Origin of the sequence: Photorhabdus laumondii subsp. laumondii (genome assembly GCF_003343245.1) — a bacterium.
Classification (GTDB): Bacteria; Pseudomonadota; Gammaproteobacteria; order Enterobacterales; family Enterobacteriaceae; genus Photorhabdus; species Photorhabdus laumondii.
In genome coordinates this window covers 4,036,397-4,059,085 of record NZ_CP024901.1, presented here as the reverse complement: position 1 = coordinate 4,059,085, position 22,689 = coordinate 4,036,397, and the positions used below count along the sequence as shown (strand labels likewise).

Sequence of the window (22,689 nt, the reverse complement as noted above, 5' to 3'; positions counted from 1 at the left end):
ATGAATTGGCGGCAGATTATCGGAATTGTTTTGTTGTGGTGTAGTGGTATGGTCAGCCTAGCATTGGCTGACGAACTGCCACACCGTTCGCGGCAATACCGCAATGACTTAATACGTGCTTCTCGTGTGATCTGGGGATTGAATGCGCCTGTAGCTGATTTTGCCGCTCAGTTGCATCAGGAGAGTGACTGGAAATCACGAGCTATTTCTCCTGTTGGTGCTCAGGGTATGGCCCAGTTTATGCCCGCAACAGCGGATTGGATTAGTCAACGCATTCCTGAATTATCCAATAAAGATCCCTTCAACCCAATCTGGTCTATACGGGCAATGGTTCACTATGACTATTGGCTATGGCAACGCATTAAAGCTGCCGATAAGTGCCAAAGAATGGCGATGGCGCTGTCTTCCTATAATGGGGGCTTAGGATGGTTACTACGGGATAAGAAGAAAACCGAGGCAGTTGGTCTCAATCCGTGGGTCTGGTTCGGTCATGTTGAATCTCAGAATGCTGGGCGTAGAGCGTCAGCATGGAAAGAAAATCGACATTATTCCAAACGCATATTACTGGAACTCGCGCCTCGTTATTTGGCTTGGGGAGGTACCAGCTGTGCCAATTAAATTATGGGCTAAACCTGTTGTATTGATTTTGTCGCTAATTGGCATGTTCGCTTTGGCCCACTGGAGAGGCCATACCATAGGCTTTCAGAAAGCAACGGAGACAGGAAACACTGCATTAGCACAGCAGAAAGCCGAATTTCTTCAGCTGGAAAAGCAACGGACAGAGCGGGAACTGGCGGCACTCAATGCCTTGCAGCAACGTTACCAAATGCAGGTCAACTCAGCGCATCAGGCAGAAGCCAATTATCTCAACGATATTGAACAACTCCGCACTCAGAACCAACAACTGAAGAGGAAAATTGACCATGTTACCCAGAGTTGGATGGATGAAAAACAACAGTTTCATCCTGTTAATTGTGTGTTTACTCGTGGCTTCATGCAGCAATACAACGCCGCCCTCGGCCTGTCCAGTGAACAAACTCGCTCTGTCTCCGTTACCTCCGGCGCTGATGAAACGTTCCGTGGAAATGAAAGCTCTGATGCCCAACTACGGCCATCCGGTATCACACAACGAGATATCCTTGCCAATATCATCGATAACGGAGAACAGTGTCTTGCATTGAAAGCGCAGGTCAATGGCCTGCTGGATTACATCGAAGGATTACAACAATGACACTACAGATTGAATTTTGGGCTGCCGTAGGTTTTCTGCTCTCTTTCCTTGGTTTCGTTTTTGGTATCGCAAAGTGGTTATTCAGCAAAGCCGAAGAGCGACAGGAGGAAAGACACGCCTCGTTAGAGCAAGCGCTTAAAAATTCCGTAGACAATTGGTCTCAGCTCGAACGTGAGTTTATGCAGTTTAAGGCTGACTTGCCGCTGAATTACGTGCGCCGTGAAGATTATATTCGTGGTCAAACAGTAATTGAAGCCAAGCTGGATGCGCTTTACAGCAAATTAGAGATGGTGCAGCAGCACCGAATTGCCGGAGGTAAAAATGATTGATGTTGCTCGTGTTCGTCGTGAATCATTGCGCTGGAGTCTGTTGGTCGCACTGAATAAAACCCGCCCATATACCGCCAGTGAAACTTTGTTATTGGATATATCTCGCGCGATTTATCCTGACGTCACTGCATTGGAATTACGGAAGGAATTGGATTATCTGGCAGACCGTAAATTAATTGACCTCAATAAACAGCCATCGGGTAGTTGGTTTGCTGACTTAACTCGTATTGGTGTTGATGTTGTTGAATATACGGTCGAATGCAGCCTTGGTATTGCTCGTCCTGAAAAGTACTGGAGTGAATAATGGCGCGTCGAAGCACTATTGATAAACTCCCTGAAGACGTTCGGCGTTGGTTGGAACGGGCTTTGACTGAATCAGGATTTAGTGGATACCAGGAACTCGAAACCTTGCTGCGTGATCAAGGTTATGTAATCAGTAAGTCTGCTATTCACCGTTATGGACAAAAAATAGAAAAGCGATACGGTGCAATACGGGCAGCAACAGAAGCAGCTCGGATGCTCACAGAAGGTGCCGTGGATGATCAAGATGCACGTTCTGAGGCTGTGATTGCTTTAATTCAGACTGAACTTTTTGAAAGTATTATTCAACTTCAGGAAGCTGAAAACGGAGAGATTGCGCCAAAAGAGCGCGTCACACTGCTTTCAACGGTGGCAAAAAACGTAGCTACACTTTCTCGTGCTAGCGTGAATCTGAAAAAATTCCAATCTGAAGTCCGGGCACGAACTGAAGCTGCTGCAAGTAATGCAGAGAAAATTGCACGCAAAGGTGGATTATCTGCCGAAGCAGTTGCTGCATTACGTCGGGAAATATTGGGAATTGCGACATGAGTCAGCTTGCACCTGTTCTACCAGATACTTCCTCAATAGCAGCACCTGTCGTCTTATTGCCATACCAGCAACGATGGGTGGCCGACTCGTCTTCTTTTAAAGTCAATGAGAAGAGTCGTCGAACGGGAATTACTTGGGCTGAAGCGTCAGATAATGTACTCATCGCCGCATCTTCTGCCGCTGCGGGTGGCATGAATGTGTATTACATCGCCTATAACCAAGATATGACCATTGAATATATTCAAGCCTGTGCAATGTGGGCTCGTGCTTTCAACTATGCAGCCAGTGAAATTGAAGAAGGGTTCTGGGAAGAAGACGAAGATGATAAGCACATCAAAACTTTCACTATCAAATTTCCAGATTCTGGATTCCGTGTAGTGGCGCTTTCTAGCCGTCCGTCTAACTTGCGTGGCCGTCAGGGGATCATTGTCATTGATGAAGCTGCTTTCCACGAACAGCTCGATGAATTACTGAAAGCGGCGCTAGCCATGCTTATCTGGGGCGGTAAAGTGCGAGTGATCTCCACCCATAACGGGGATAGCAACTTGTTTAATGAGTTGCTGAACGATATCCGGGCAGGACGCAGGGACGGCGTTATCCACCGTATTACCTTTAAGGAAGCTGTGGCTGAAGGACTATTTCACCGTGTCTGCTTACGTACCGGACGTGAATGGTCACAAGAGGTTGAACAACAGTGGATGATGTCGGTGTACAAGTTCTACGGAGCTGGAGCATCAGAAGAATTGGACTGTATTCCTGCTAATGGTGGTGGAGCATGGTTGTCCCGCGCTCTGATTGAATCTCGGATGTCTCCCGATACGCCACTGCTGCGACTGACTTGCCCGAAAGGATATGAGCTTAAATCCGATGAAATACGCCGCACAGATACCGAAGAGTGGCTAAAAGCCAATCTGAAACCGTTGTTAGATGCATTGCCTTCTGATGCTCGTTCGTTTCTGGGACGCGATTTTGGCCGCAGTGGTGATTTGTCCGTGGATTATCCATTGCTGCAACAAAAAAATCTGGTACGCAGAGTGCCGTTTGTGCTGGAGCTGCGCAACGTGCCATTTAAACAACAGGAGCAAATCACTTGGTATCTAATGGATGGACTTCCTAATCTGCTGGGTGCAGCCTTTGATGCCCGTGGTAACGGTGCTTATCTGGCCGAATATGCCGTGCAAAAATATGGCGTCAGCCGTGTGCAGCAAGTCATGCTCACCGAAGGTTGGTACCGTGACAATATGCCCCCGGTGAAGGCTGCGCTGGAAGACGGCAATCTGGAGGCTCTACCAAAGGATGAAGACACTTTGGATGACCTGAGAGCAGTACAGGTCATTAACGGTGTTCCCCGTGTACCTGATCAGCGCTCAAAAGCAAAAGCGGACGGTGGCAAGCGCCACGGTGATGCAGCGATAGCCCTTGCCCTAGCGTACTTCGCCAGCCGTGAAATTAACAAAGGTCCGGTGAAGGCAAATTCCCGCCGACGCCGTCAGTCTGCACGTATGCTGGAGGGATACTAATGGCTCGTGGTATCTGGGTTTCACCAACAGAATTTATTAACTTTTCCGAATCAAAGCAGTCATTCACTGAACAAATTGCATCGCGTAGCCGTTCCATTGACTTCTACAGTCTGGGCACATATCTACCTAACCCTGATACTATTCTCAAAGCCCAAGGGCGGGATATTCGTGTCTATCGTGAATTACGTACTGATCCTTTAGTTGGTGGATGTATTCGCCGCCGCAAGGCCGGAGTGAAAGCACTGGAGCGTGGTGTAGAACGTAGTAATGCCCCTGTGCGAGTCTTTAACTTTATCCGTGACATGCTCGCGGACTTGGATATGTCACGTATCATTGGCGAAATGCATGACGCTGTTCTATACGGCTATCAGCCTTGTGAATTGATGTGGAACCAGAATCAATCATGGTCAGTGACGGATATTGTTAGCAAACCGCCTGACTGGTTCCACTATGACCGTGATAACCAACTGCGTTTTCGTGCCCGTGATGCAGGCGTAGAAGGAGAACGGGTTCCTCTCTATAAATTTGTAACACCACGTCAAGATGCTACTTATGACAACCCTTATGGATTTCCAGATTTATCCATGTGCTTCTGGCCCGTCACCTTTAAGAAAGGCGGCATGAAGTTTTGGGTACGCTTTGCTGAGAAGTATGGTTCACCGTGGGTGATTGGAAAACATCCACGAGGTACGCCACAAAGTGAAATTGATCTGTTATTGGATTCGATGGAAGCGATGATTGATGATGCAGTTGCCGCCATTCCTGATGATTCCTCCGTTGAGATTAAAGAGGCAGCAGGTAAATCAGACAGCAGTGATATTTACCAGAACTTAATTACCGTTGCTCGCAGTGAGATCTCTATTGCGTTACTGGGACAAAACCAAACAACCGAAGCAAACAGCAATAAAGCCTCTGCACAAGCGGGATTGGAGGTAACGGATGATATTCGTGATGCTGATGCTGACGTTATCACCAGCGCCATTAATCAGACTATACGCTGGGTTGTAGAACTGAACTTCGGTAACGTTGAATGTCCGGTCTATCGTCTTTGGGAACAGCAATCGGTAGATGAAACACAGGCTAATCGTGATGTTAAGTTGAGTCAGGCTGGTGTCAGATTTACTCCGCAATACTGGAAACGCGAATATCAATTGCAGGATGGGGATATTGATGAAACAACCTTGTCAACCACGCCTATTCCACCACTCCCACTGGCGTTCTCTGAAGCTGTTCACGCAGATTTAGCAGCACAAGACACCTTAGATGAAGCACTGGATATTTTGATGAATGAAGGATCATTGAATGAATCATTGGAATCTCTGCTGCTTCCTTTGTTCTATCGTGTTCAAAACGGTGTTAATCCCAGCGATCTAACAGGAGAGTTAGCCGAGCTTTATCCACACATGGACGCAGAGGGTTTGCAAGAGCAGTTAGCACGGGTTTTGTTTGTGTCTAACATCTGGGGGCGCTTGCATGAGCATAACCACGCCTGAACTGGCGTATTGCATGACATTACCTCCCAAGCGAGCCATTGGTTATCTGCAATCTAAGGGCTACAAGATAACGTGGGATTGGGAAGAACTTTGGCAAGAGACTCATGCCCGTGCATTCACGGTGGCGAAAGTCACGCGTCTGGATATTCTGGAAGATATTCGCCAGGCGCTACAGCAGGCACTGGATGAAGGCAAGACTGATCGTTGGTTTCGTCAGGAGCTGGAGCCAACATTAAGACGTAAGGGGTGGTGGGGAACGAAAGAAACCGATGACCCCGTTACAGGGGAACGTGTCACTGTTCAGCAAGGTAGCCCGTGGCACCTTGAGACTATCTTTCGTACCAACATGTCGGTGCTGTACAGTGCAGGCCGTTGGGCCGAACAAATGGAAAATATTGATGACCGACCGTACTGGATGTATACAGGGATCAACGATAACCATACACGCAAGAGCCATCTCGCATTGCATGGTTTGGTATTTCGCTCTGACGACCCTTTTTGGCAAGCCTTCTATCCTCCCAATGGTTGGCGTTGCCGTTGCAGTGTGATTGCCCTCAGTCATGATGATGTTCGTGCCAGAGGGGTGAAAGTTATGCATTCAGGTAAAGCAATGGGCTGGGAGTTGAAATTGGTTTCACAAAAAACAGGTGAGATGCAGCCTGTTGCTACATTCAATACCGGCATAACAAAAGTAGCGACTGATGTAGGTTGGTCATATTCGCCGGGGGCAGCATATCGTCCCGATTTGGCCAGATATCATGGGGAGCTATCTGGACTGGCCCGTCGCGAACTGGGAAGACAGAATGAGTAATATCACTATCACCATTAATGATGGAGACCTAAGACGTGGACTGCGGGCATTAGAATTGGCTACTAATGATCTGACACTTGCCATGCGTAAAATTGCTGGAACATTGTCAGCAGAAACCGCTTTTAACTTTGAAGCCGAAGGACGCCCGGCATGGATACCCTCAGTGGCGGCAAAAGAACGTGGTGGTCAGACACTGCAAAAAACTGCTCGTTTGATGCGTTCAGTCAGTACCCGATATGATGCTCACACGGCAATTGTCGGTACAAACTTAGTCTACGGGCGTATTCATCAATTGGGAGGTAAAACTGGCCGCGATCAATCTGTATTGTTACCAGCCCGGCCTTATCTGCCCGTAACAGAACAAGGCGAATTATCACCAGAAGCAGTAAGAGCCGTATTAAGTACCATTCAACGACATCTTGAATCAGCGGCGCATCGTTAAACTGTGCTTCCCTATGCGGGTGATTTATCATTGTCATCCGCAAAAAACTTTATAAAGCGTTTACAGACTCAAATTTTCGGTATCTAATTGCATGCAGTTCTCCACTTTTCTATTTCCTTCCCCAATCCTTTTCTAAAGCAGATTAAAAGTCGTTTTTTCTGATTGTAGTGAAACTGTCTCTATTAACGTAATAGAGGCAGTAAAATGAAGTCACTTCACATTTTCAAATCCGGTACACATACCGATATGAATGGCAAACAATTGCCGTTCAGCCCCGCAGATTTGCAAGCTTGTGCAAAGGCTTATGACTCATCGTTGCATGAAGCACCGATTGTGATTGGGCATCCAAAAGACAATTTGCCCGCCTATGGTTGGGTTAAATCGCTGACATCTTCCGGTGATGACTTGATTGCGGAGCCTCAACAGGTTGATGTTCAGTTCGCTGAATTGGTCGATGCAGGCCGCTATAAAAAAATTTCTGCTTCTTTCTATTTACCTGATTCCCCAAACAACCCTAAACCCGGCGTGCTCTATTTGCGTCATGTCGGCTTTTTGGGGGCGAAGCCACCCGCCATTAAAGGATTGAGACAGGTTGAATTCAGTGAACAAGAATATGGTGTCGTCGAGTTCTCTGATTGGAGTGATATCACCAACGCTTCACTTTGGGGGCGTTTGCGAGAATTTTTGATTAGTAAATTCGGTATGGACGAAGCAGACAAAGCGCTTCCTTCTTGGCAGGTAGATTCATTACGTGAAGAAGCTTATAGCACGACTCAGCCTGCTCCTGCCTTTCATGAACCCAATAACACACATCAACATGAGGAAAACATCGTGACAAATGAAGAAAAAAAGGCGCTCAAAGATGAAAACACTCGCCTGAAAGAACAGCTTACTGCCCGTGATGCTGCCGACGCAAAGCGCAAACAAACTGAGCAACATGCCGGAAACGTGGCATTTGCCGAAAAGCTGATCACAGACGGCAAATTGGCGCCAGCTGCTCAATCTATCGTGATCGCCTTGCTGGACGCTGTAACCCAAGGAGATTCCCCTGTCGAGTTTGCTGAAGGTGATGTGAAAAAACCATTGGCTACTGCGTTTAAAGATCTGCTGAGTTCTGTCCAGCCTGTTATTGATTTTGGTGAACATGCAACAAAAGACCGGGTAGACCAAAACACATCATCAGATATTGCTGAGTTTTCTGATGCAGATCCTGAACGTCTGGCGTTGCATCAAAAAGCCGTCGCTCTGGTGAAGAAAGAAGGCATCAGTTACGACGTAGCCGTTACCCGCTGCCTGTAACACTAGGGACGTAATTATTGAGGAGAAATAAATGTCTGATTATTTGAAAGGCAAACGTATTGTTGATCCTGTGCTAACCAGTGTTGCTCGTGGTTATAAAAATGCGGCATTCATCGGCGAACATCTTTTCCCCGTCGTCGAAATGGAGAAAGAAGGTGCTAGTGTGCCGACATTTGGCAAAAGTGCTTTTGTGGAATATGACACCACGCGTGCCGTTGGTGCCAACAGTAACGTTTTGATCCGTGAGAAAGGCTCTTCGTTAGATATTGTGCTCAACGAACATGATCTAGCTGCACCTGTTGATTATCGTGAGAAATCAGAATCCTTATTTAATGAAGAAGCAAAGGCAATCCGTCGTTCCACCAATGGTGTGAACCTCAAGCGCGAACTGTATGCAGCTCGATTGGCACAAGACCCTGAAGTTTATCTTAGTGACTCGGTGAAGAGTCTGACAGCTAATGAACGTTGGGCTGGTGGCAAAGGTAATCCAATCAAAGTCATTGAAGCTGGAGTTGATGCTGTTCGTACTACCATTGGTGTACGTCCAAACCTCATGACAATGGGGGCTAGCGTGATGTCACTGTTAAAATTTCATCCTGAAATTCAGGCAGCTATTGGAGCCAACGAACGTAAACGTATCACAATAGAAATACTCAAAGACCTTTTCCAAATCCAAAACGTTGTCGTTGGTGAACCTGTTTCTACTCCAAGCATTAAAGAAAATCCCGTTGATATCTGGGCTGATAATTTGATGTTGCATTACGTATCACCTCCGCAGGCAGGAGCAGAAAGTGCTGATGAGCATGAACCCTCCTTTGGCTATACGTTCCGCCGCAAAGGAATGCCTGTAGCGGATAAATATGAAGGTGTGGGCGGTAAGGTCAATTACTGTCGTTATACCGATATTTATAAAGTTGCGGTTGTTGGCGGTGATGCCGGCTATCTGATTACCAATATTGTGAAGTAAGGGAGACATCATCATGGCAGTAACACAACAATCCGTATTGACGACAACAATTATCGCCAGTGCGAACATCATCCAGCATCGTTTAGTTAGTACTGATAATGCACCGTGTCAGGCTGGAGCCGTTGCACTTGGTATAGCAGAGGTGGATGCGAAGGCTGGAGATGTCGTTCCTGTTAATGTATTGGGCATTATTGCTGTTGAAGCTGGTGGGCCAATAACCCGTGGGCAAGTCGTACAGTCGGATAAGGATGCCTGTGTGGTACCACTGAGTTCGGCTGAAAATGCTGCCGGAACATCTGTCGGGTTTGCGCTGGATGATGCCACAGCGGCAGGTAATATCATTCGCATCTTACGTGGCATATGACATGTATTGCTCACTGAAAGATTTGCAAGAGCAGATACCAACGCAATCATTGATATGGCTGTCTAACGAAGAACCTAATGCTCAGACGATCAATGAGCCTGTGGTTAACAGTGCCATCCGCTATGCCGATGAACTCATCGATGCCCATTTACGTGGGCGTTATATCCTGCCTCTGGCGGAAGTTCCCACGGTATTACGTGATGCCGCCATTACGTTAACACGCTATCGGCTGTATGCCCGCCGTCCAGAGGGTTCTATTCCTGAAGCCGTGATAGATGATTACAAAATTGTTTTGCGCCAACTGGCTGACATCCGAGATGCCAAACTAACACTGGGCCTGCTTTCCACAGGAAAAGATGCCCCTGAACCGGGGGAGTTTCGTGTTCGGGCGCGTCGTCCCACCTTTGGAGGGAGTAAAGGAATGTTGGAGAAATACTGATGGATGTTTCGCCGATCATTGATGCCATTATCATGAGGCTAAGAGAAAAACTACCTGGCTTACAGGTGGAGTATTTCCCTGAAAGGCCAACTGAATTCAGGCTGAACCATCCGGTGGGAGCCATTTTAATCAGCTATCCCGGTTCTCGCTTCGACAAGCCTGAAGATGTTGGGGCGGTATTGCAGACACAAACTGTCATGCTCAATGCCACCATAGTTTTTCGTCAGCTTAATGGACGTCACGGTGCCGTTGCCACATTAGATGATGTACGCCGGGTTCTCGGCGGATTCCAACCACCGAACTGCCAACGAAAATGTTGGCTGGTACGGGATACATTTCTCGGTGAGATAGCTGGTTTGTGGCAATACACGCTGGATTTTGCGACTGAAAGTGTATTTATCGAAGACTGTGAGTTACCGAATGGTTCGCCGTTAGCCCAAATCAATTATGAGGGAACTGAACAATGAAATACCTCTATACAGGCCCAGCAAGCGGCGTCACTTTAGCTGATGGCACTGAAGTTTTGCTCTGGTCAGAAAAAACTGTTGATTTACCAGAGCAGCATGATTATGTGAAAACATTGATCGCGCTGAGATATCTTCATCCACTGTCAGAACAGCAAAAAAATCCCCTGAAGAAAAAAGAAAAGCCTGAGGAGGCCACTGATGGCCGCTAATTATTTGCATGGCGTCGAAACTATCGAAATCGAAAAAGGCTCGCGTCCTGTCAAGACAGTGAAATCCGCCGTGATCGGCTTAATTGGTACTGCACCGATAGGGCCAGTAAATGCAGTGACACTTTGTCTGTCAGAAAAAGATGCCGCTCAATTTGGTACTCAAATGAATGGTTTTACCATCCCACAAGCACTGGATGCTATTTATGATCATGGGGCGGGAACTGTGCTGGTTATTAACGTTCTTGATCCTGAGGTGCATAAAGCTAATGTTGCCAGTGAAAGCATTAGCTTTGATAAAACCACAGGAACAGCGAAACTGGCTAATCCCGTGGTCAGTAATGTCTTACTAAAATCCACCTCTGGTAGTGCCCCTTATGTAGAAGGGCAAGATTATTCTTTGGATGCTCAAACAGGCAGCCTCAAGAATATCGGTAAAAACATTGCTGCGGGCGCAACCGTGATTGCCAGCTATGACTTTGCCGATCCTACATTAGTGACGCCTGCTGACATTATTGGCAGCATCAGTGCAGCGGGTAACCGTACAGGTATGAAGTTACTGAATGATACTTATAACCTGTATGGGTTCTTTGCCAAGATTTTGCTGGCTCCTGTCTACTGTACCCAGTTAAGTGTGACAACAGAACTGATTGCCCTTGCAACTAAATTGGGTGCCATGACCTATATTGATGCCCCGATAGGCACCACTTTTGTTCAGGCTATCAGTGGCCGCGGCCCGTCTGGCACAATCAATTTTAATACCAGTTCTGATCGTGTCCGGCTGTGTTACCCACACGTCAAAGTCTATGATGCGGAAAGCAATAGCGAGCGCCTGGAACCCTTGTCATCTCGTGCAGCAGGGCTGCGTGCCAAGATTGATGCAGACAAAGGTTTTTGGTGGTCATCCTCCAATCAAGAAATTATGGGGATCACAGGTATTGAGCGCCAGCTATCCGCCATAATTGACGATCCACAAAGTGAAGTGAACCAGCTCAATGAACAAGGGATTACTACAGTGTTCAATAATTATGGCTCTGGTTTGCGCTTATGGGGCAACCGTACCGCCGCGTGGCCAACTGTGACACACATGCGTAACTTCGAGAACGTGCGCAGAACGGGCGACGTGATTAATGAATCCCTGCGTTACTTCAGTCAGCAATATATCGATATGCCGATCACGCCAGCGCTGATAGATGCCCTGACAGAATCTGTGAATGCCTATGGTCGTAAATTGATTGCTGATGGCGCTTTGTTGGGATTCAAATGCTGGTTTGATCCGACCCATAACGAAGAAACGGAGCTGGCATCAGGTCATCTGTTACTCAGTTATAAGTACACACCGCCACCACCACTGGAACGGCTGACATTTGAGACCGAAATTACCTCTGAATATTTGCTGAATTTAAAGGGAAATAATTAATGGCCGGAAAAATAGAGATTAACCGCATCACCAACGCCAATATTTATATTGACGGCAATAACCTGTTGGGACGGGCTGAAGAAGTGAAACTGCCAGACGTTTCCATGACCATGCAGGAGCATAAGGCGCTGGGGATGGTCGGCAAAGTGGAGCTACCGGCAGGCTTCGATAAACTGGAAGGCGAGATCAAGTGGAACAGTTTCTACCGTGACGCCATGTTATCTGCTGCCAATCCCTATAAGTCTCTGGCATTGCAGTGCCGTTCCAGCGTCCAGAAATTCAGTTCACAGGGGCGCATTGATGAAGTGCCATTGGTGACATATCTGACCATTTTATTTAAGAAGAATCCGCTGGGCACATTTAAGCAACATGAAAATGCTGATTTTTCCAGTAGCTTTACCAGTACCTATATTAAGCAGGTACTGGATGGTGAGGAGCTGTTAGAACTGGATTATCTGGCCAATATCTTCCGTGTTGGCGGCATTGATCAACTGACCGATTATCGCATCAATATTGGAGGTTAAACTAAATCATGACTGCACTCGCTCCAAAGCCAGAAAGCTTGCCGACTTGATTGATAAGTGGACTCCTCCGGAAGGTTGGTTTTCCGATATCGGTGCAGCGAAAGGGAAAGAATATCTGATAGACTTTTTCCGTAACTGTAGAGGCTTTCGCACTCACTAATGACAGGGGCATCAGCCCCTTTCTTCTTTAATCCCCTTTAATATTTCCGTTTCCATACATGGATGATACTGAATGAAACTTACAGAGGAGTATCATCATGTCAACCACGACTTACCATCTTCAATTTCCCTATACCACGGCTGCTGGCGTTCGCATTGAAGAGCTTCAGTTATCACGTTTGAAAGTTAAAGATATCAAGGCTGCCCGGCGAGCCAGCGAAAATCCTACTGACTGGGATGATATTTTGATAGCACGTTCGACAGGATTGTTACCAGAAGATATCGAACAGATGGATGTTGCTGATTATCTGGCATTACAGAAACGATTTCAGCAAGTTATCGGATTGGATCAGGGAAATAAAAACAGTGTGGCAAGCATCGGCGATGTTGGCACGATGGTTCCGGTTCCAGCCGAGCGAGATTGATAATCTGGCGCTGGATGAATTTGAATGTTGGTTGAATGAGGCCAACACCCAAATCAAACGCGAGAATGGAGGCGGTTAATTCGTGTCAACAGAATTTTCCATTGGTGTCATTATTGGTGGGGCCATTAGTAGTGCGTTCAGTTCTGCCATGTCTGGTACACGCCGTACTCTAGGAACACTGGGAGAAACGACTCGCCAACTGGAGAACCGACAGCAGGCACTGAACCGTGCTGTTGAACGTTACGGTCAACTTGGTTCCCGTAGTGCCCAGCGTTTGAATGCGGATCTACAACGCATCAGTCGAACGCTGGAACAGTTGAACCGCCAGCAACAGCGCTTACAGTCTGCGGCTAGCATGAGTGATGCAGCCAAAGCGAATCGTATGGCGCTATATGCACAGGGAGCCGAAACCTATGCATTAACTCACACGATATCCTCTCCCGTTGTTCAGTCCGTAACAAAGTATGCCTCTTTTGAATCAGGATTAAGGGACATAGCTGTCACTGGCAATCTGTCTCCGAAAGAAGAGCAAAAAATCGGAATCATCTTGCGCCAGAACGCCAAGCAAACAAACCAATTACAAGAAACCCTGTTGGAAGGTGTTAGCACATTGGTTGCCGCCGGAAAATCTCCCATGAAATCGACCGATATGAGTGGATTATTGGGCCGCGTCGCCACGGCGTCCAAAGCTAATATTAATGACTTAGCCAAAATGGCTCTATCCTTTGAGTCCCTGAAAATTGGAGGTGATCAAGCGCTCAAGGAAGCCTTTAACCGAGCCGTTTTCGGTGCTAAATCGGGTCGTTTTGAATTAAAAGATCTCGCCCAATACTTTCCAGAAATGGCGCAGCAATTTGCTGGTAAGGGAATATATGGTCAGGAGGCAGTTTCACAGATTATTGCCAGCTTGGAAGTTGGCCGTGAAGGCGCAGGAACGGAAGGTGAAGCAGCTACCAATATGAGGAACTGGCTAGCTTCAATGGGACGTGGTGATATTGCCAAAAGATACGCTGAAGCTGACGTCGATTATCAAACCTCAATGAGCAGATATGTTTCTTCGGGGTACTCACAATATGAAGCCTCAATCATGATCGCAGACCGCTTTATCAAGAGTAAAGGCGCTGATCTCATGAAAGAGTGGAAAAAAGCGGGAGCCAGAGGTGATGAAGATGCACAGCGTATGCTCATGGAATCCTTCGGGCTATCCTCTATTTTCACCGACGTACAGACAGTCAACCATCTCTTGGCCATGCAGCAACGTTGGGGAGATTATCAGCGTATCAAAACAGGCATGGGAACTGATTCGGCACAAAAATCTGTTGATACCGATTTTGATAAACAGAATGATACCTTAGAAGCACAGTGGCGGCGTACTCAAATTGAATTTAATGATTCGGCTATTAGCATTGGTCAGTCGCTGCGCCCAGCATTAATACAGTTAGCCGAAACCTTTATTCCATTGATGGACAAGACCGGAAAATGGCTGGCCGCTAATCCTGAACTCATCAGCAATGTTGTCACGCTGGTCGGTGGGTTCTTGGCATTCAAAGCAGCTTCAATCGGTGTCAGATTAGGTCTTAATCTTTTGCTTTCCCCTATAACTGATATCTGGAAAGGTGCAATGTTAATGCGCACACGGTGGTTACTGCTTCGAATGGCTATCGGCAGTGGCGGCAGATTTGGTGTCGTTGCAAACATCTTGGGAAAAATAGCCGGAGCAGCTCTCTGGTTGGGTAGAATCCTCGGTAGTGCTCTCTATAAGGGCTTGATGGTAGCTGGCAGAGCTATTTTGTGGATTGGACGCGTACTATTAATGAATCCTATCGGATTGATCATCACTGGTATTGCAGTGGCCGCTTATCTTATCTATCGCTATTGGAAGCCCATCAGTAATTTCTTTAAACCGCTTTGGATCTTAGTGAAATTCGCTTTCCAAATGGGATGGCAGGGAATCAAAAATATTTGGTCTAACGTCAAAGGTTGGTTTACAGCTCGATGGAATGACATTACTAATGCGTTTGATGGCGGAATATTTGAGGTCAGTAAATTAATTTTAAATTGGTCGCCATTGGGATTGTTCTATAAAACATTCGCTGACGTTATGAAATGGTTTGGCATTGATATGCCCGATAATTTTACTGACTTTGGTAAAAATATCGTTAATGGGTTGGTTAATGGTATTTCTAATATGCTGACCACGGCTAAGGACACCATTAAAAACTTTGGTGGCAAAGTTTCTAGCTGGTTTAAAGAAGCGTTGGGTATTCAATCCCCCAGTCGAGTATTTATGGGATTTGGCGATAATATTGTGCAAGGTGCGGTTGTTGGTATTGATCGCACTATGCCGTTGGCTGCTCGTGCCACTCAGCGTCTAGCTGAGGGAATGACCCCAGATGTCCCACAAATCTCACCTCCTGAGATAATGTCGGGCAATCCAATTAAACGAACAGGTTATAAAGATGCCAGCAACAGCAATAATGGTTTTTCTATCTCTTTCGCCCCGCAAATATACATTGGTGATAAACAACAAACGGCTATACCCGATATTAGTCAAGCTTTAAACCTGAGTATGCGTGAATTAGAAAAACTGCTGGAGCGTATTGTTATTCAGAGAGAACGCCGGAGGTACGGATAATGTTTGCTGTATTAGGTGATATTGAATTTGAGCTAATCACATATTGGGATGGTTTTGATGTAACGTTTGGTGTTGATTATGCCGAACATGCCCGAATTCAAGGTAAGCCCGGCTTGCAGTTTGTAGGTGAGAAACCGGATGAAATTCAAATTAGCTTGGTCTTTCATCAACATTATTGTACGCCGGATATTGAATTGAATCGGCTGCGTGAAGCAATGCGGAAACATCAAGCACTTGCGCTAATATTCGGAAATGGTGATTACCGTGGCTGGTTTGTTATTACTGATGTGACAGCCTCCAGTGAACAAACGGATTCAGTAGGTAATATATTTGCCCTCAATGCCTCGGTGACATTACGTGAATATATCGGTGATCCTAAAAAACCACTGAAACCGCCTGCCATTAAATCTCATGTCCCGAATACAAAGGCGTTGTCTAATGCAATACCGAAACCATCAGGTATGGCTAAAAAAGTCAGGGATGGAGTGAATTATGCCAAACAAGCACAATCAGCACTGCAAACGACGATCAGTGCGGTACGTATTGCACAGAAGATGAAAGACAACCCGGCCGTAGCGTTAACCCGCGTACCAAGTCTTCTTACCGGGCTCAACAATATTGCTGGTCCATTAGGGAAAAGCTATCCGGCTTTTCAATCACTCGGTGACTCATTGCCAGATGCAATTCAATTGACCAGAGCAACGGGGCAAGCAGTAACATTTGTTAACAATGCTCAATCGTCATTAAGCCGTGCAGATAGCTGTAATATCGCGGCTGCATTGGATTCTGTATCAACTCAACTTGAATCAGCCAGTTCAACATTTACATCAATATCACCCGCGCTTAGTAAGATGGCCGCGCAAATTACCACAAGGGCGCTTTGATCATGTTTCTTGAATACATTACAAGAGATGGCGATAGGTGGGATTTATTGGCTCACCATTATTATGGTGACCCTTTAGGTTACGCTCGCATAATTGCTGCTAATCCGCACGTTGCAGTTACACCTGTATTGCCATCTGGGATCGTATTGTTGATCCCCATCATTGACGCTGACGATGTAGTAATTGCAGAGGATACACCACCGTGGCTAAGATAATTGATACCAAGCAAACACCATCTATAACGGGTGTCTCAGAGGTTTTAAGTCCGACATTCACGTTACGATATTTGCAAAAAGATATCACAAATGACATCACTCCTTATGTCACTCGTGTCAGCTATACCGACAACATCAAAAGCGAATCCGATGAAATAGAGGTAGAGTTGGATGATACTGATGGTCTCTGGCTAGATAAATGGTATCCGGGAAAAGGTGATACGTTGACATTGAAGTTGGGCTATTTCGGAGAACGATTACTGAATTGTGGCTCATTCTATATTGATGAAATTGAAGTCAGTATCCCTCCTTCTATTGTATCTGTTCGAGGTGTAGCAACGTCTATCAATACAGCATTGCGTACCAAATCTAACCGTGGATTTGAGAATACAACTCTGGCCGCTATTGCTAACCGCATCGCTAAGAAACATCAGTTAAAGCTGATCGGCAGTATCGAAATCATCAAGATTGACAGGGTGACGCAATATTCTGAAACCGATGTGGCGTTCCTGAAACGACTGGCCAGTGAATATGGTTATGCCGTTAAAGTTGTCAGTGAACAGCTAATTTTCTCCCACTTAGCCACTTTGCGCAGCCAAGAACCCATAAAAAAATTACACCCTCGTGATGTTGCCCAATTTTCACTACGGGACACGATTAATAAAGTCTATAAAAAAGCCAAAGTGAAGCACCAAAAGGCTGATGATAAAAAGTTGATTGTCTATGAAGCTGATGGCACGACCAGTACAAGTAGTCAGTCCAATCCAAAAGATAAGAATAGCGGTAAAGAAACCAGCGCAGACACCTTAAAAGTAAACAGCCGGGCTGCTAACAAGGATAGCGCTGAAATAAAGGCTAAGTCAGCACTGGATTTACATAATGAGTACCAGCAGAACGGCTCACTTTCATTGATGGGAGCCCCTCAGTTAACCGCCGGAAATAAAATTGAGTTGATTGAATTTGGCAAGTTATCTGGACAATGGTTAATTACTTCAGCTCACCACTCTTTTGATCGTAATAGCGGATATATAACCGAACTTGAAGTTGCTCGTGGCCCTGTTACATCAAGCAAATCCAAGAAAGATAAAAAAGATAAGACTCAGAAATTGGTTGTATATAAGCCCGATGGTTCTTCCGACACGATCATCGAGGAGGAATCCAAATGAGCAGTGTAACTCGTCAAGTTGGTACGATTAGCGCCGTAGATCCTGCTACTGTTCGTGCCCGCGTGCGATTGCCTGAATGCGATAATATGCGTACTAACTGGCTGAATGTGTTGCAGCGCAATACCCAGAATAACAAAGACTATTGGTTGCCCGATGTTGGGGAACAGGTTGAAGTGCTATTGGATGCGAATGGTGAAGATGGTGTTATTTTAGGTGCTATCTATTCCAGTGTTGATCAACCGCCTGCTAATAATAAAAATATCCGTGGTGTAACTTATGCAGATGATGCAGCTTTTTACTATGATCGTACCTCACACACCCTGACTATTAATGGTGGCATTCAGCACATTAAGATCGCAGCGGGAGCCAATGTTGTTATTTATGCACAGCAGGCAACTATTGATGCGCCGGAAACAATCGTAACCGGAAATATGTTAGTGAAAGGTCAGTTAATCTATCAAAATGGGCTGTCGGGTTCTGGTGGTAATAGTGGTGCTGCAACCATTCAGGGCAATGTTAGCGTTAATGGCAACATCCATGCAACGGGCAGCATCATGGATGAAGGTGGTAACTCGAATCATCATTTTCATGAATTTCTTTAAACACCTTTAATATTAGATATACCTACAGGGGATAATACTGTCCCCCATGAATACGAACTCACATTCTGTTTTTTGGCAACCCGCTCTCCAGAACTCAGGCAAAATTGCCTGTGGGCTGGATGATATCGCCCAAGCAATACTCATTATTCTACGTACACCACGTGGCAGTGATCCACATAGACCTGAGTTTGGCAGTAATTTACACCTTTATATTGATCACCCCATAGACCGCGCAATTCCTCACGTTGTTAGGGAGTCTATTGACGCTATTACACGTTGGGAACCTCGTTGCCAGTTGCTCTCCGTGAAACCAACTGTCAATGGAGAGCATCTAACTCTGCGTGTGAATTGGACAGCAGTTGATGGCATTACACAATCTACGGAGTTGCTATGGCGCTGACAGAACCTGATTTTATCGAGCGTGATGTAGAAAAAATCACAACCGAAATGATCGCAAAATATGAAGCTGATGTAGGTAAGACTTTGTACCCAGCACAGGCAGAACGCCTGCTGATCAATTTATTTGCATATCGTGAAGCACTAACCAGAATGCAAGTTCAGGAAGCCGCCAAGCAGAATTTGGTCGAGTTTGCCCGTGCGCCCATTTTGGACTACTTAGGGGAATTGGTCGGAGTATATCGGCTATCCGCCCAACCGGCGCAGACAATATTGCAATTTAGTGTTGATGAAGCATTAGAGCAAGATGTACTCATTCCAGTTGGAACTCGTGTTAATGCATCGGACAGTATTATTTTTGCTACTAATACAGATGCTGTTCTGAAAGCCGGCACACGGTTCGTTAATGTCACAGCTACTTGTACAGATACTGGATTATCAGGGAATAGCTGGCAACCAGCACAAATTAGTACATTGTTGGATGAAATCGACGACATTGACCCGCAAGTGACCAACACAATAGTGAGCAGTGGTGGTTCGGCAGAGGAAAGTGACGAGAGGCTACGTGTACGAATCAAAATGGCCCCTGAATCGTTTACTAATGCGGGCAGTCGTCAGGCTTATCGTTTTCATGCCATGCGTGCCCATCCCAATATTGTTGATGTCGCAGTCATGTCTCCCATTCCGGGCGTTGTTGAACTGTTTCCACTATTAGCTACGGGATTGCCTGATGAAAGCATTTTAACGCTGGTAAAAAGCTTTTGCTCTGATGAAAAAATCCGCCCGTTGACTGACATTGTACATGCAAAACCTCCCGTGAAGGTTGATTATACCATCAAGGCGAAACTGACCTTGTACAGTGGCGTTAATGCACCTGGTATTCAATCGGCAGCAGAACAAGCCATACAAACATGGGTAGCTGAACGAGCAACAACGTTAGGAAAGGATATTGTTCCCAGTCAAATCATCTCAACATTGTCTGTTTCTGGCGTCTATCAAGTCGTTCTGGAGTCTCCCACGTTTCAGATTGTAGATGAAAATGAATGGGCGAACTGTATCGGTATCACTGTTGTGGTCACTGGAGTCGCTGATGGTTAAGTTACATCTACCACCTCCACTAGAAGCTGATATCAGTATGCGTGCATTAGGTCAGTTGGCCTCTCGTTTTGATGATATCGATTTAACCCAATTAATGGTTTATCTCATTGATACTGCCGATAGAAGCACGCTGCATTGGCTGGCAAATCAATTCTCCCTATTTGGCGATGGCTGGGAGCTTGTCGAATCAGACAATGCTCGCCGCACGTTAATCAAATCAGCTATAGAATTGCATCGATATAAAGGCACACCGTGGTCAATTCGTGAAATTATCCGTCGTTTTGGGTTTGGTGAAGTTGATTTAATTGAAGGCACTGGTCAAATCAATTATGACGGACATGCCAGCCATAACGGTAATTATGTTCATGGAGATTCAACATCCTGGGCAGTTTATCGCGTCATACTTCAGCAACCTATCACTAATGATCAAGCCTCGCTACTGCGTACCACACTGGCAGCGTTTGCGCCTGCACGCTGCCACCTTGCCAGTTTGGAATATCAGTCTGTATCAATTCGTTACAACAATACTGTCAGTTATGACGGTAGTTACAATTATGGGAGCAGTTAAAATGGCTAATTTGCCGGAAACCCCACAGTGGTCAGAGGGCGTGTATCAAATAGAAACCTCAGACCCCGTGTTAGGTGGGCCTGATGGTATTTCCAATCGGCAGGCTAAACAGTTGGTCAACCGCACAAACTATCTTAAACAGAAACTAGAACAAAATGGGAATGAGTTGAGGGAACATTCTGAGGTGCAAGATCCGCATACTCAGTATGCACCGAAAGACAGTCCCATTTTCACAGGAACACCAACCGCCCCCACACCGGCTAAAAACGCTAATAATACTCAGATTGCAACAACAGCATTTGTGCAATCACTGACGGATACGGCGAATCAAAGTGCTGTAGCTGCAAATAACAACGCTAATAGCCGAGTACCATCCATTCGTAAAGTAAATGGAAAAGCGTTGTCATCTGATATTTCATTGAATGCCGGGGATGTGGGAAGTTATGCTAAATCTGAGAGCGATAATACTTTCTTGCGTATTTCTAGCGATAAAACTGCAACCGTTGGTAGTTTATTGATTGATAGTAAAACTCCTTTTCCTAAATTGCGTTTCAAATCGAAAGATGGATATATATTGGGAATTAACGGTTCTGAAGGGAAATTATTGCATATCTATTCTGACGATCCTAAGAATCAGCGGCGTTACAATATATTAACGCCTGAGAGAAGTGGTACTCTTGCATTACAAAATGAAGCCATAAAATCCGAAAATGGCTGGTGGCAATGTGGAGATACGGGGATTATTATTCAATGGGTTAAAGTTCCATCAGGTCAGCAATCATGGATAAAGGTAAATTATCCAATTTCTTTTAAAAATAAGTTTTTTGGCTATATTGCAAGCATGTCGAGTATCAATACATCAACGGGTCACACATTAGTACGTAATGCAACGTTATCGACGTTTGAATATCAAGCTGGCACTCCCAACAACAATGAGAATCCAGGCAAAGTTGTTCATATATTATTTTGGGGGGTATAAATGGTTTATTTCTCCAGAAAAGAAGGCGCTTTTTATAGTGACGCTCATGAAGAATGTGTTGAAATAACCGCAGAAAAACACAATGAATTACTTGACGGTCAATCACGCGGCTTTGCTATCGTTAGTGATAAAGAGGGTTATCCAATTCTTACAAAACAAGCACCGACTGTTTATCACAAATGGGATAATGAAAAGTGGATAATATCAGAGAGTGATAAAATAAAGCTTAGACGGGAACAGCAGCAGCAAGCAGAACAGAAGAAACAGCAACTTATGTTCACTGTAAGTAAACAGATAGCTCCATTACAAGATGCTGTAGATTTGGGGATGGCGAGTGATGAGGAAAATTCTCGGTTGACCGCTTTGAAAAAATATAGAGTATTGCTGAACCGTGTTGATGCTAGCTTAGCGACAGATATTTATTGGCCTGAAAAACCCAGAGTAATAGAATAAGGGCTGCAATAAACTGGCCCCAATAGTTAGGCAGTCTAAGCAGCTAATATGGCCTAGGTTCGATATTATACCGAACTTAGACCATTTAGTTGAGAATTAGTCACCTAGAGGAATTACTTCGGATAACTCGTTCAATAGGTTGTCCATTCTCGTCAAAATATCGGCTTGGCCAAATTTCTGAGGGATGTACTCCGAGATTGTTCGCAATAATCCACTCTCCTTTAGGCCAAGGTCGTGATAGAGCATTAGCTAATGTAGATGAGCTAAGTCCCTCCTTACGTGATACCGCTGCTAAGGTAGTGCCGAGCTTACGTAAGGCAGCGATAATGTCGGCGGTATGCCAATCTTTTTTATTCATTTCCTTTATATCTCCATATAACAAACGCAATAAATTATCCTATTTTGGGATATTTAAGTAAATGGTTGATATTCGATTTTGGGATATTAATCAAGGTTAAAGAAATGGCATCGATTTATTCATATGAATATCAATTGGTTATAAACACTCTTCGTAAAGCTAGGATAGAAAAAGGTATTACTCAAAAAAGCTTGGCTCAAGCCTTAGATCGACCTCAATCATTTATTGCTAAAATTGAAAATGGTGAAAGAAGGTTGGATGTGGTTGAATTTGTGCATATAGCACACTTGCTATCTGTCGATTATGTGCTAATTTTAGAAAAAATTTTGTTCAAAAAACAACCTAAAAAGTTAAAATGATCGGAGCTTATAAAATAAAAAATCCCATTTT

31 protein-coding genes are annotated in these 22,689 nt (G+C 45.3%); 30 read left to right on the top strand and 1 reads right to left on the bottom strand.

The features are described 5' to 3' along the window. The 29 genes from PluTT01m_RS17790 (at nt 1) to PluTT01m_RS17645 (ending at nt 21,941) form a co-directional block, all read left to right on the top strand. The gene (locus PluTT01m_RS17790; RefSeq protein ID WP_011147629.1) at nt 1-618 is read left to right on the top strand and encodes a transglycosylase SLT domain-containing protein; all 618 of its coding nucleotides are present in this window, start codon (nt 1-3) and stop codon (nt 616-618) included. Beyond that, on the top strand, nt 608-1,231 hold the full coding sequence (locus PluTT01m_RS17785; protein WP_011147628.1) for a hypothetical protein: 624 nt from the start codon (nt 608-610) through the stop codon (nt 1,229-1,231). The genes PluTT01m_RS17790 and PluTT01m_RS17785 overlap by 11 nt, the downstream gene beginning before the upstream one ends. After that, entirely contained in the window at nt 1,228-1,560 is a 333-nt protein-coding gene (locus PluTT01m_RS17780) for a hypothetical protein (RefSeq protein ID WP_011147627.1), read from the top strand. Before PluTT01m_RS17785 ends, PluTT01m_RS17780 begins: the two co-directional genes overlap by 4 nt. Continuing rightward, the gene (locus tag PluTT01m_RS17775; protein WP_011147626.1) at nt 1,553-1,864 is read left to right on the top strand and encodes a hypothetical protein; all 312 of its coding nucleotides are present in this window, start codon (nt 1,553-1,555) and stop codon (nt 1,862-1,864) included. Before PluTT01m_RS17780 ends, PluTT01m_RS17775 begins: the two co-directional genes overlap by 8 nt. After that, nucleotides 1,864-2,409, top strand: a complete 546-nt coding sequence (locus PluTT01m_RS17770) for a DUF3486 family protein (protein ID WP_011147625.1) — start codon at nt 1,864-1,866, stop codon at nt 2,407-2,409. Before PluTT01m_RS17775 ends, PluTT01m_RS17770 begins: the two co-directional genes overlap by 1 nt. After that, a complete protein-coding gene (locus PluTT01m_RS17765) occupies nt 2,406-3,929 on the top strand; it encodes a hypothetical protein (RefSeq protein ID WP_011147624.1) in 1,524 nt (507 codons plus the stop codon). The genes PluTT01m_RS17770 and PluTT01m_RS17765 overlap by 4 nt, the downstream gene beginning before the upstream one ends. Continuing rightward, nucleotides 3,929-5,422, top strand: a complete 1,494-nt coding sequence (locus PluTT01m_RS17760) for a DUF935 domain-containing protein (protein ID WP_011147623.1) — start codon at nt 3,929-3,931, stop codon at nt 5,420-5,422. The genes PluTT01m_RS17765 and PluTT01m_RS17760 overlap by 1 nt, the downstream gene beginning before the upstream one ends. Next, the gene (locus PluTT01m_RS17755; RefSeq protein WP_041380253.1) at nt 5,403-6,233 is read left to right on the top strand and encodes a phage head morphogenesis protein; all 831 of its coding nucleotides are present in this window, start codon (nt 5,403-5,405) and stop codon (nt 6,231-6,233) included. The genes PluTT01m_RS17760 and PluTT01m_RS17755 overlap by 20 nt, the downstream gene beginning before the upstream one ends. After that, on the top strand, nt 6,226-6,675 hold the full coding sequence (locus PluTT01m_RS17750; RefSeq protein WP_011147621.1) for a phage virion morphogenesis protein: 450 nt from the start codon (nt 6,226-6,228) through the stop codon (nt 6,673-6,675). Before PluTT01m_RS17755 ends, PluTT01m_RS17750 begins: the two co-directional genes overlap by 8 nt. Nucleotides 6,676-6,879: 204 nt before the next feature. Continuing rightward, nucleotides 6,880-7,974 (top strand): hypothetical protein, encoded by a 1,095-nt coding sequence (locus tag PluTT01m_RS17745; RefSeq protein WP_011147620.1) that lies wholly within the window; start codon nt 6,880-6,882, stop codon nt 7,972-7,974. 31 nt (nt 7,975-8,005) lie between these two features. Continuing rightward, a complete protein-coding gene (locus PluTT01m_RS17740; protein WP_011147619.1) occupies nt 8,006-8,941 on the top strand; it encodes a hypothetical protein in 936 nt (311 codons plus the stop codon). A 13-nt stretch (nt 8,942-8,954) separates the two neighbouring features. Then, nucleotides 8,955-9,305 (top strand): DUF2190 family protein, encoded by a 351-nt coding sequence (locus PluTT01m_RS17735; RefSeq protein WP_011147618.1) that lies wholly within the window; start codon nt 8,955-8,957, stop codon nt 9,303-9,305. Nucleotide 9,306: 1 nt separating this feature from the next. After that, a complete protein-coding gene (locus tag PluTT01m_RS17730) occupies nt 9,307-9,744 on the top strand; it encodes a gp436 family protein (protein WP_041380252.1) in 438 nt (145 codons plus the stop codon). Continuing rightward, entirely contained in the window at nt 9,744-10,211 is a 468-nt protein-coding gene (locus PluTT01m_RS17725; RefSeq protein WP_011147616.1) for a Gp37 family protein, read from the top strand. Before PluTT01m_RS17730 ends, PluTT01m_RS17725 begins: the two co-directional genes overlap by 1 nt. Next, nucleotides 10,208-10,420, top strand: a complete 213-nt coding sequence (locus PluTT01m_RS17720) for a hypothetical protein (RefSeq protein WP_011147615.1) — start codon at nt 10,208-10,210, stop codon at nt 10,418-10,420. The genes PluTT01m_RS17725 and PluTT01m_RS17720 overlap by 4 nt, the downstream gene beginning before the upstream one ends. Then, complete coding sequence (locus tag PluTT01m_RS17715; RefSeq protein ID WP_011147614.1) at nt 10,410-11,837, top strand: phage tail sheath subtilisin-like domain-containing protein; 1,428 nt, start codon at nt 10,410-10,412, stop codon at nt 11,835-11,837. The genes PluTT01m_RS17720 and PluTT01m_RS17715 overlap by 11 nt, the downstream gene beginning before the upstream one ends. Next, complete coding sequence (locus PluTT01m_RS17710; protein ID WP_011147613.1) at nt 11,837-12,361, top strand: phage major tail tube protein; 525 nt, start codon at nt 11,837-11,839, stop codon at nt 12,359-12,361. The genes PluTT01m_RS17715 and PluTT01m_RS17710 overlap by 1 nt, the downstream gene beginning before the upstream one ends. 257 nt (nt 12,362-12,618) lie before the next feature. After that, entirely contained in the window at nt 12,619-12,945 is a 327-nt protein-coding gene (locus PluTT01m_RS17700; RefSeq protein ID WP_011147612.1) for a phage tail assembly protein, read from the top strand. Continuing rightward, nucleotides 12,905-13,024 carry a GpE family phage tail protein gene (locus PluTT01m_RS28100; RefSeq protein ID WP_088776128.1) on the top strand — a complete coding sequence of 40 codons (120 nt, stop codon included), beginning with the start codon at nt 12,905-12,907 and terminating at the stop codon, nt 13,022-13,024. The genes PluTT01m_RS17700 and PluTT01m_RS28100 overlap by 41 nt, the downstream gene beginning before the upstream one ends. Nucleotides 13,025-13,027: 3 nt before the next feature. Next, a complete protein-coding gene (locus PluTT01m_RS17690; protein ID WP_011147611.1) occupies nt 13,028-15,580 on the top strand; it encodes a phage tail tape measure protein in 2,553 nt (850 codons plus the stop codon). Beyond that, nucleotides 15,580-16,464, top strand: coding sequence for a phage tail protein (locus PluTT01m_RS17685; RefSeq protein WP_011147610.1), 885 nt, complete (start codon nt 15,580-15,582; stop codon nt 16,462-16,464). Before PluTT01m_RS17690 ends, PluTT01m_RS17685 begins: the two co-directional genes overlap by 1 nt. A gap of 2 nt (nt 16,465-16,466) precedes the next feature. Beyond that, nucleotides 16,467-16,679 (top strand): tail protein X, encoded by a 213-nt coding sequence (locus PluTT01m_RS17680; protein WP_036777198.1) that lies wholly within the window; start codon nt 16,467-16,469, stop codon nt 16,677-16,679. Further along, nucleotides 16,667-17,845, top strand: coding sequence for a phage late control D family protein (locus PluTT01m_RS17675; RefSeq protein ID WP_011147609.1), 1,179 nt, complete (start codon nt 16,667-16,669; stop codon nt 17,843-17,845). The genes PluTT01m_RS17680 and PluTT01m_RS17675 overlap by 13 nt, the downstream gene beginning before the upstream one ends. Continuing rightward, nucleotides 17,842-18,447: a phage baseplate assembly protein V gene (locus PluTT01m_RS17670; protein WP_011147608.1), complete on the top strand. Its 606-nt coding sequence runs from the start codon at nt 17,842-17,844 to the stop codon at nt 18,445-18,447. The genes PluTT01m_RS17675 and PluTT01m_RS17670 overlap by 4 nt, the downstream gene beginning before the upstream one ends. 46 nt (nt 18,448-18,493) lie before the next feature. Beyond that, nucleotides 18,494-18,847: a GPW/gp25 family protein gene (locus PluTT01m_RS17665; protein WP_041380251.1), complete on the top strand. Its 354-nt coding sequence runs from the start codon at nt 18,494-18,496 to the stop codon at nt 18,845-18,847. Then, nucleotides 18,838-19,941, top strand: a complete 1,104-nt coding sequence (locus PluTT01m_RS17660; RefSeq protein ID WP_011147606.1) for a baseplate assembly protein — start codon at nt 18,838-18,840, stop codon at nt 19,939-19,941. The genes PluTT01m_RS17665 and PluTT01m_RS17660 overlap by 10 nt, the downstream gene beginning before the upstream one ends. Further along, on the top strand, nt 19,934-20,509 hold the full coding sequence (locus tag PluTT01m_RS17655) for a phage tail protein I (protein ID WP_041380250.1): 576 nt from the start codon (nt 19,934-19,936) through the stop codon (nt 20,507-20,509). Before PluTT01m_RS17660 ends, PluTT01m_RS17655 begins: the two co-directional genes overlap by 8 nt. Nucleotide 20,510: 1 nt before the next feature. Further along, entirely contained in the window at nt 20,511-21,488 is a 978-nt protein-coding gene (locus PluTT01m_RS27680) for a gp53-like domain-containing protein (protein ID WP_232507874.1), read from the top strand. After that, nucleotides 21,489-21,941 carry a tail fiber assembly protein gene (locus tag PluTT01m_RS17645; RefSeq protein ID WP_011147603.1) on the top strand — a complete coding sequence of 151 codons (453 nt, stop codon included), beginning with the start codon at nt 21,489-21,491 and terminating at the stop codon, nt 21,939-21,941. It begins immediately after the preceding gene. Between the two features lie 100 nt (nt 21,942-22,041). On the opposite strand, the gene PluTT01m_RS17640 is transcribed toward PluTT01m_RS17645, so the two are convergent. Beyond that, nucleotides 22,042-22,299: a helix-turn-helix domain-containing protein gene (locus PluTT01m_RS17640; protein WP_011147602.1), complete on the bottom strand. Its 258-nt coding sequence runs from the start codon at nt 22,297-22,299 to the stop codon at nt 22,042-22,044. A 104-nt stretch (nt 22,300-22,403) separates the two neighbouring features. Between PluTT01m_RS17640 and PluTT01m_RS17635 the strand changes: the two genes are divergently transcribed. Then, a complete protein-coding gene (locus PluTT01m_RS17635; protein WP_041380249.1) occupies nt 22,404-22,658 on the top strand; it encodes a helix-turn-helix domain-containing protein in 255 nt (84 codons plus the stop codon). The last annotated feature ends 31 nt before the right edge of the window (nt 22,659-22,689 follow it).